Raw genomic sequence first — 7,963 nt, 5'->3', positions numbered from 1 at the left:
AGATCCGCTTCCGCACCAACTCGTTCGCCGCGGAATACCACGACGCCGGCATGGTGCGCGTCGAGGTCATCACCAAGCCCGGCATGGGCGACTGGCGCAGCCGCATCACGTTCGGTTTCCGCGACACCTCGCTCAATGCGCGCAACGCCTTCGCCGAGACGCGTCCGCCCGAGCAGGTCAAGCGCGTGCAGGTGAGCAGCCAGGGCCCGATCGTGAAGGGCAAGACGAGCGTCACCTTCTCGATCGAGGGCAACGCGTCCTACGACGCGCAGACGATCGTGGCGGCCACGGCCGACGGCGCCGTGCGCGGCCAGATCCGGCGTCCGAACGACGTCGTCAACGCCAACATCCGCGTCGAGCAGGCGCTCGGGCCGGGCAACGCCATCCGCGCCGAGTACTCGCGGCGCTCGCAGGATCGCCAGAACCTCGGCGTCGGCGACTTCGACCTGCTCGAACGCGCGTATGCGAGCGAGTCGTCGACCGACACGCTGCGCGTCCGCAACACGCGGCTCCTCGGCAAGAAGGTGTTCAGTGAATTGAAGTTCGAGCTCGTGCAGACGCGCTCAGAGAACAACTCGTTCAGCGACCTGCCGACGCTGCGCGTGCTCGACGCGTTCACCGGCGGCGGCGCCGGCCAGACCGGCGTGCGCGAAGGCCGCCAGTTCGTGATCGACCAGAGCCTCGACTTCACGATTCGCAAGCACGCGCTGCGCGGCGGCCTGCTCTTCGAGGCGGGGCAGTGGGACAGCACGCAGCAGACCAACGCCAACGGCACCTACACCTTCTCGAGCCTGGCCGACTTCCAGGCCGGTCTCGCTCGCACCTTCACGAGGCGCGTCGGCGACCCGAGCGTCAACTACTCGCAGTACCAGTTCGGTTGGTATCTGCAGGACGATTTCCGGCTCTCGAAGAACTTCCAGGTGGGCGTCGGCCTGCGCCAGGAACTGCAGACCAACCTGAGCGACACGTGGAACCTGGCGCCGCGCGCCGCCTTCACGTGGACGGTCGCGAAGGCCAACGTCCGCGGCGGCTACGGCATCTTCTACGACTGGTTCGACAGCCAGACCTACGAGCAGACCGTGCGCGTCGACGGCGTCCGCCAGATCGATGAAGTGATCCTCAACCCGACGTATCCGATCACCGCGACCTCGACGGGCACGCGCCTGCCGGCGAGCCGCATCCAGGCCGCCGCGGGGCTCGGACAGCCGATCGTCCACCAGGCGTCGCTCGGCTTCGACAAGAACCTGAAGACGTGGCTCGGCGTGCGCGCCGACTACCAGTGGACGCGTGGCTACAACGTGCTGCGCTCGATCAACGTGAACGCGCCGGTGAACGGCGTGCGTCCCGACCCGACGGTCGGCAACATCTCGGAGATCGCTTCGACCGGCAAGCGCGCGAGCGATCGCCTGATGGTGGCCGCCAACGTGCGCGTGCCCAACCGCCGCATCTTCGGCAACGTGATGTATCAGCTCGGCTCGGTCAGGAACTACGCCGACGGCGCGCTCAGCCTGCCGTCCGACTCGACCAACCCCGACGCCGACTGGGGCCCGGCGGCGCAAGACGTGCGGCACCGGCTCTTCATCATGGGCAACTTCCCGCTCGTGTTCGGACTGCGCGCCGGCTTCAACATGCAGATGGCGACCGCGCGGCCCCACCACCTCCCCCACGCCCCCGTCCACCACGCCGTCGGCGCTGTTTAACTCGAACTCCTTCTCCCACCTCCTGCAGCAGTCGACCCGCTATACCGCGGGCTTCCAGGCTCACTATGAGGTCAGCGAGCACTTTACCGCCTACTCGGACTTCGGCTTCATGGACGATCGCACCAACGTGGTGATCGCGCCGACCGGCCTCTTCCAGGGCAGCGGCAACTCCCCGAACGGGGGCTTCCTGGTCAACTGCGACAATCCCTTCCTGAGTGCGCAGCAAGCAGGAACCTTCTGCACGCCCGCGCAGATCGCTGCCGGGGAAAGCGTCGACCTGAACATCGGGCGCCGCAACATTGAAGGCGGCGGCCGCGAGGCCTTCTACGAGCACCAGAACTTCCGTGTCGTGCTCGGCGCGCGCGGCGATATCACCGGTTCGTGGAAGTACGACATCTACGGGTCGTACTATAATACGACGCTGGCCCAGGCGAGCCGCAACTACCTGAGCATCGCCGGCATCGCCAACGCCCTGCAGGTCGTGAACGGCCCGAACGGCCCGGTCTGCATCTCCGGCGGCTCCTGCGTCCCCTACAACATCTTCCAGGACGGGGGCGTGACCCCGCAGGCGCTGGCCTACCTGGCCGTCGACGGCACCTCGCGCGGTTCCACCACCGAGCGGATCATCGAAGGCACCGTCACCGGTGACCTGGGCGACTATGGTATCCAGTCGCCGTGGGCGGAAGACAGCGTGCGTGTCGCGTTCGGCTTCCATCAGCGTCGCGACCACCTCGAATACAATCCCGACGTGGCCCTGCTGAGCGGCGACCTGTCCGGCGCCGGCGGCGCCTCCGTCGTCGTCGACAACAGCATCCGCGTCGCCGAGGTGTTCGCCGAAACGCGCGTGCCGCTGATTTCGGAACGGCCCTTCGTCAAGGAACTGACCCTCGACGGCGGGTTCCGCTATTCGGACTACTCCACGGGCATCCAGGCCAAGACCTACAAGGTCGGCCTGCAGTGGGCGCCGACTAGCGACATCCGCTTCCGCGGGTCGTACCAGAAGGCCATTCGCGCGCCGAACCTGCTCGAGCTCTACACGCCGCAATCGGTGACCAACACCAGCGACGTGCCGGAGGATCCGTGCGCCCCGACGACCGACGCCAACGGCAACGTCGTCCCGGCGACCGCGACCCTGGCCCAATGCCTGCGCACCGGCGTCACCGCCGTTCAGTACGGCAACGGCGGCACCACCAGCCTCATCCCGCAATGCCCCGCGGGGCAGTGCGCGGTGCTCACCGGCGGCAACGTGAACCTGAGCCCGGAAAAGGCGAAGACCTTCTCGGTCGGCTTCTCCGCCACGCCGAGCTTCATCCCGGGCCTGGTCGCCTCCATCGACTACTATCGGATCAAGATCAGCGACGTGATCAGCTTCGTTCCGCTGGACGTGTCGCTGCAGCGTTGCCTGGACACCGGCAATCCCACCTTCTGCTCGAACATCGTCCGCGCTCCGAACGGCACGATCTTCGGCACGAGCGTGGCCGCCGCCGGCTACATCAACGGCGCGAGCGCGAACATCGCTTCCGCCGTGACTTCGGGCATCGACGTGCAGACCAGCTACGCCCTGCCGCTGGACAGCCTCGGTTGGGACAGCATCGGCCGGGTGTCGGTGGACCTCAACGGCGCCTATTCGCTCAAGAGCAGCAACAAGCCGCTTCCGGGCGACGACTCCTATGACTGCTCGGGTCTCTTCGGCCCGACCTGCGGCGGCATCACCCCCAAGTGGCGTCACACGCTGCGCGTCACCTGGGTCAGCCCCTGGGATGTCACGGCGTCGCTCGCTTGGCGCTACGTCGGCGAGACCAAGTTCGAGCGCGACACCAACGAACCGTCGCTCGGCCGCGGCGCCGTCGACGCCTTCAACCACACGTTGCCGGAACGCAGCTACGTGGACCTGGCCGCGCTGTGGCAGATCAACGACTCGTACTCGCTGCGCGTCGGCGTGAACAACGTCTTCGACCAGGACCCGCCGCTGATCAACTCGACCTACGCCGGCACGGGCCTGCCGAACACCTACACCAACTACGACCTGCTGGGCCGTAAGCTGTTCGTCGGTTTCACCGCGAACTTCTAAGACCCATCTACAGACGAATTGGGGGCGGCGGAGCAATCCGCCGCCCTTCTCTTTGGGTCTGAGTGCGCGTCTAATCGGCGGAGCAGGATGGCGCGCCTCGACTTGAACCCCGAACTGATGACCCGACGCGGGCTGTCGCTCGGCCTGCTGGGCGCGGGCTTGGCCGGTTGCGTGACCCCCGCGCCGGCGCCGGTGCTCATCAACTTCGCCGACATCCCGACGCCGCCGTCTGCGGACGATACGGGCAACGTGGGGCTGGGCCTGGACTTCTCCGGGCGGATCACCGCTCCCGTGCGGATCAACGGGCGTGGCCCTTTCCCCTTCGTCGTGGATACCGGCGCCAACCGCACGGTCATCTCGCAGGAGCTCGCCGCCGAGCTTGGCCTTACGGATACCGGGCCGGCGGAGGTGCATGGCATCGTCGGCGCGGCGGTGACGCGGACCGTGGCCGCCGATCAGGTTCAGGTCGGCGGGGTCAGGGCGCGAAACGTGCGCGCGCCGACCATGGCCGCCGCGCAGCTGGGCGCGCCCGGTCTGCTCGGGGTCGACATGTTGGTCGGCCGACTGGTGACACTGGATTTCCGGCGGCATGAGTTGCGCATCGAGAGGTCGCGCGGCGATCCGGGACGCTCCTCGTACGACATGCGCGAGAACAGCATCAATCCGCGCCGGGCCGTGGCGCCAGGCCCCGGCATCGTGGCCCGAGCGCGCTACCGCTTCGGGCAGCTGGTCATCGTCGGCGCGGACGTGTCGGGCCGAAAGGTGATGGCTTTCCTCGACTCCGGCTCCCAAAGCACGGTCGGCAACCTGGCGCTGCGCGACCGGGTCGACATCACGGGCGGCGACCTGCGCCGGCCCCGGTTCAACGTGCCACTGTTGAGCGCCACGGGCCAAAGCTCGTCCGGCGAGTATGTGGTGCTGCCGTTGCTGCGGCTCGGGGGCCTCGATGTCAGCAATCTCGGCGCCGTCTTCTCCGACCTGCACGTCTTCGAACTATGGGGTCTGGCCAAGCAGCCCAGCCTGTTGATCGGGATCGATGTCATGAGCCAGTTCGACGCGATTGAACTGGACTACCCGCGCGAGCGGATCGTCTTCTATCCCCGGCAGCCAGGCCGCTCCTGAGCGGCCCGCGCGTCAGCGCACCGGCATGGGGGCCAGCACCATTCCGCCGCCCTGGCTGCGGAGCCGGGCTTCCGCCGTGCGGTCGATGATCTCCTGCGCCCGCGGATCGCCAAGCACCCAGGCCGCCGCGGCCAGGGTCCGGGCGGAGGTCGCGGACACACCCAGCGCTTTCTGCAGGGCCTCCAGCGCGCCTTCGGTGGGGGTCATGCGGCGCAGCGGAACCTCTCCGGTCAGCCCGGCCATGTCCCTGGCCACGTCGACCGCCTGGTAGAACCCGCCCACCTTATCCACCAGCCCGATCTCCTTGGCCTGGGCGCCGGTCCAAATGCGGCCCTTGGCGATCTCGCGTACGCGAGCCTCGGGCAGTTTGCGGCCGGCCGCCACGCGGCTGATGAAGTTGCCGTAGATGCGGTCCATCCAGGCGGAGAAGGCCGCCCGCTGCGTCGCGGTGAAAGGCTCGCTGAGGCCGAAGGCGCCTGCGTACTCGCCGCCCACGCCGACCGGCCGCACGTCGACGCCGAACCGCGCCAACGCCGGACCCACGGCGAACTTGCCGCCATAGACGCCGATAGAGCCGGTGAGCGTCGTCGGCTGGGCCACGATCGCCGAGGCCTCCGAGGCGATCCAGTAGCCGCCGGACGCGCCGTAGGTGCCCATCGAGACCACCACCGGCTTCTTCCTGGCCTTGGCCACCCGCACGGCGTCGAGGATCTGCTCGGAGGCGGTGTCGGACCCGCCGGGCGAGTTGAGGCGCAGGACGATGGCCTTCACCGACTCGGCCCTGGCCGCCTTGAGGATCGCCTCGGCCAAGTCGTCGGAATAGATGCTGGCGCCGCCGGTGAACGGGTTCGAGCCCTGGTCGCGGCCGGTGAGGATGGGGCCCTCGGCTTCGATCACCGCAATCACGTCGCCGCTGGGGCGGCCGCGGGCGCGGGTGGCGTCGGTGTAGTCGTCGAAGTCGACGCGCTGGGCGCCGTCGCCGGCCTGGTCCAACATCGCCTGCTCGGCCTCGCGCGCCTGGCCCACGCGGTCGATGAGCTTCAGCTTCAGCGCATCCTCGGCGAGGTACGGGCCGGCCTCGATGCGCGCGCGCAGGGCGGCGGGGTCGGTCTTGCGGTCCAGCGCCGCGAAACCGAGGTTCGACTGATAGACCGAACCCATCCAGCTGAGTGTCGATGCTCGGTGGGCCGGAGTGAAGTCTGAATAGAGGTAGCCGTTGACGGCATTCTTGTATTCGTAGCGCTGCTCGAACTGTGGCACGACGCCGTACTTGTCGAAGAGGCGCTTCAGGAACAGGTCCTCGTTGGCGACGCCGGTCACCTGGAGCGAAGCTCCGGGCTGCATCCAGAGCTGGTCGGCGGCGCGACCCAGCATGTAGGTGGCGGTCACGAAGCCCGACGGATAGATGCCCTGGCTGTGGGCGTAGACTGGCTTGCCCGCGGTGCGGAAGTGGGTGAACGCCAGGCGGAGCTCGTCCGCCATCCCTGGCTCCAGCCCCCCCTCCGGCAGCCGCACGAACAGGCCTTGGACGCGGTCGTCCTTCTCCGCACGCCGCAGGGTCGAGATGATCGACATGACCGAGGAGGAATTGCGCCCGATGCCCCACAGCGGATTGTGTGGCGCCTGGTCGGTGAGCGGGCCCCGCAGATCCAGCTCGAGCACCGCCTTGCTGGGGACCGGCGTCGGGGCCGTGGCGCCCGCGATCATGCTGATCAGCACGAGCGGTGCGCCGACCATGAAGATCAGCAGCCCTACGAACACACCGGCCGCTGTGATCAGGAACTGCTTCATCGTCGCCGTCGCGCCCAGGGCCCTATGCCCAGGCCGCGTCTCGCATAGATTGCGGGCGTCCGCAAAGGTGGGCGTCAGGCCGGCGCGTCGCTCTCGGCCGGCGGGGCCCCCATGGGGCCTCGCCCCAGGTCCAGGTTCATTTCAGCGCGCAGTCCGCTCGGCCGCCACTCGTAGACAATGTCGCCGCCCAGTTGCCGCGCGAGACGGCCGATCAGGCGTGAGCCGAAGCCTTGGCGGGACGGGGCGATGACCGCCGGGCCACCATCCTCGAGCCAGACCAGGTTGAGACGGCCGCCGGCGTCGCGCGTCCAGTTGACACTGAGCGTGCCGCCGCCGGTCGACAGCGCCCCATACTTGCCCGCGTTGGTGGCGAGCTCGTGGATCGCCATGCTCATGGCCTGGACACGCTCCGGCCCCAAGACCACCCGAGGGCCTGTGACGCTGAAGCGCCCCGTGGCGGACATGGCCGAGAGCTCGGCTTCGATCACGTCGCCAAGGCCGGCGCCCTCCCAGCGGCGGGCGGCAAGCGACGTCTGCGCCCGCGCCAGAGCCGCCACCCGGCCGTCCATGATGCGGCGGAACTCGTCCATGCTTTCGGCGCGGGTCAGGCGCACGAACGACTGTACGACGGTGAGCGCGTTGCGGGCGCGGTGGTCGACCTCGCGCATCAGCAGCGTGCGAGCCTCCTCGCTGCGGCGCTCGAGAACCTCGCCGGTCACGTCCAGGACGGCGATGACCACATGGGTGACCACGCCGTCAGGACCGAGGATCGGGGCATTGGTCGCAGTCACGTAGCGCTCGACGGGGCGGCCGTCGCTGCCGCGGAGGGGGGTGCGCCGCGTCCCCATCTGGTCAGGCTGGCGGGTTTCGATCACACGTCGGAGCGAGGTGCGGATGGCCTCGATGAAGGCGGCGATGTCCGGCGAAGGGTCAGGCGGGAATACCTCGAGGATACCCCTGCCCGTGAGGGCTTCCTGCGTTGTCCCGAAGGCCGCAGCGTGAGCCTTGTTGACCGCCACCATGGTGAGCCGGTCGTCCGCCGCGATCAGCAGCAGCGGGCGCGGCGAGACCTCGAAGACCTCGCGGAAGTCGGGCAGCATGGCGCGCGAGACGCCTTGCTGCGGATTGGCGACCCCCTCGGTGTCGGACACGGGCGACCTCGACAATTCAGGGTGTGCACTCGGACCTATGCGATGTCGGCTGTCAACGCCCGCCGGGCAAGCAGACCATGGTCGGGAGCAGCGCCACCCGCCCGGGGCCTGAGTCGCCAGCCGCGCGC

The 7,963-nt window shown here is 68.6% G+C and carries 5 protein-coding genes; 3 read left to right on the top strand and 2 right to left on the bottom strand.

The features are described 5' to 3' along the window. The 3 genes from QZV94_RS17385 to QZV94_RS17375 all read left to right on the top strand — a co-directional run. The coding region (locus QZV94_RS17385; RefSeq protein WP_293679454.1) for a hypothetical protein at positions 1-1,700 on the top strand (1,700 nt) is incomplete at its 5' end. Between the two features lie 109 nt (positions 1,701-1,809). After that, positions 1,810-3,771: a TonB-dependent receptor gene (locus tag QZV94_RS17380; protein WP_293679452.1), complete on the top strand. Its 1,962-nt coding sequence runs from the start codon at positions 1,810-1,812 to the stop codon at positions 3,769-3,771. An 87-nt stretch (positions 3,772-3,858) separates the two neighbouring features. Further along, the gene (locus QZV94_RS17375) at positions 3,859-4,893 is read left to right on the top strand and encodes a retroviral-like aspartic protease family protein (protein WP_293679449.1); all 1,035 of its coding nucleotides are present in this window, start codon (positions 3,859-3,861) and stop codon (positions 4,891-4,893) included. 12 nt (positions 4,894-4,905) lie between these two features. On the opposite strand, the gene sppA is transcribed toward QZV94_RS17375, so the two are convergent. Continuing rightward, a complete protein-coding gene (sppA, locus tag QZV94_RS17370) occupies positions 4,906-6,684 on the bottom strand; it encodes a signal peptide peptidase SppA (RefSeq protein ID WP_293679447.1) in 1,779 nt (592 codons plus the stop codon). Between the two features lie 74 nt (positions 6,685-6,758). Further along, on the bottom strand, positions 6,759-7,835 hold the full coding sequence (locus QZV94_RS17365; protein WP_293679445.1) for an HWE histidine kinase domain-containing protein: 1,077 nt from the start codon (positions 7,833-7,835) through the stop codon (positions 6,759-6,761). Positions 7,836-7,963 lie beyond the last annotated feature (128 nt).

The sequence above is a fragment of the uncultured Phenylobacterium sp. genome, from assembly GCF_902826855.1.
In the GTDB taxonomy this organism is placed as follows: Bacteria; Pseudomonadota; Alphaproteobacteria; order Caulobacterales; family Caulobacteraceae; genus Phenylobacterium.
Note: the sequence above shows the minus strand (reverse complement) of the source record. Positions and strands in the feature narration are given on the sequence as shown.

Bases quoted from the DNA above. Each gene is read 5' to 3' on its own strand.
- QZV94_RS17375 (WP_293679449.1), top strand. From the start codon at position 3,859: ATGGCGCGCCTCGACTTGAACCCCGAACTGATGACCCGACGCGGGCTG.
- sppA (WP_293679447.1), bottom strand. From the start codon at position 6,684: ATGAAGCAGTTCCTGATCACAGCGGCCGGTGTGTTCGTAGGGCTGCTG.
- QZV94_RS17380 (WP_293679452.1), top strand. From the start codon at position 1,810: ATGGACGATCGCACCAACGTGGTGATCGCGCCGACCGGCCTCTTCCAG.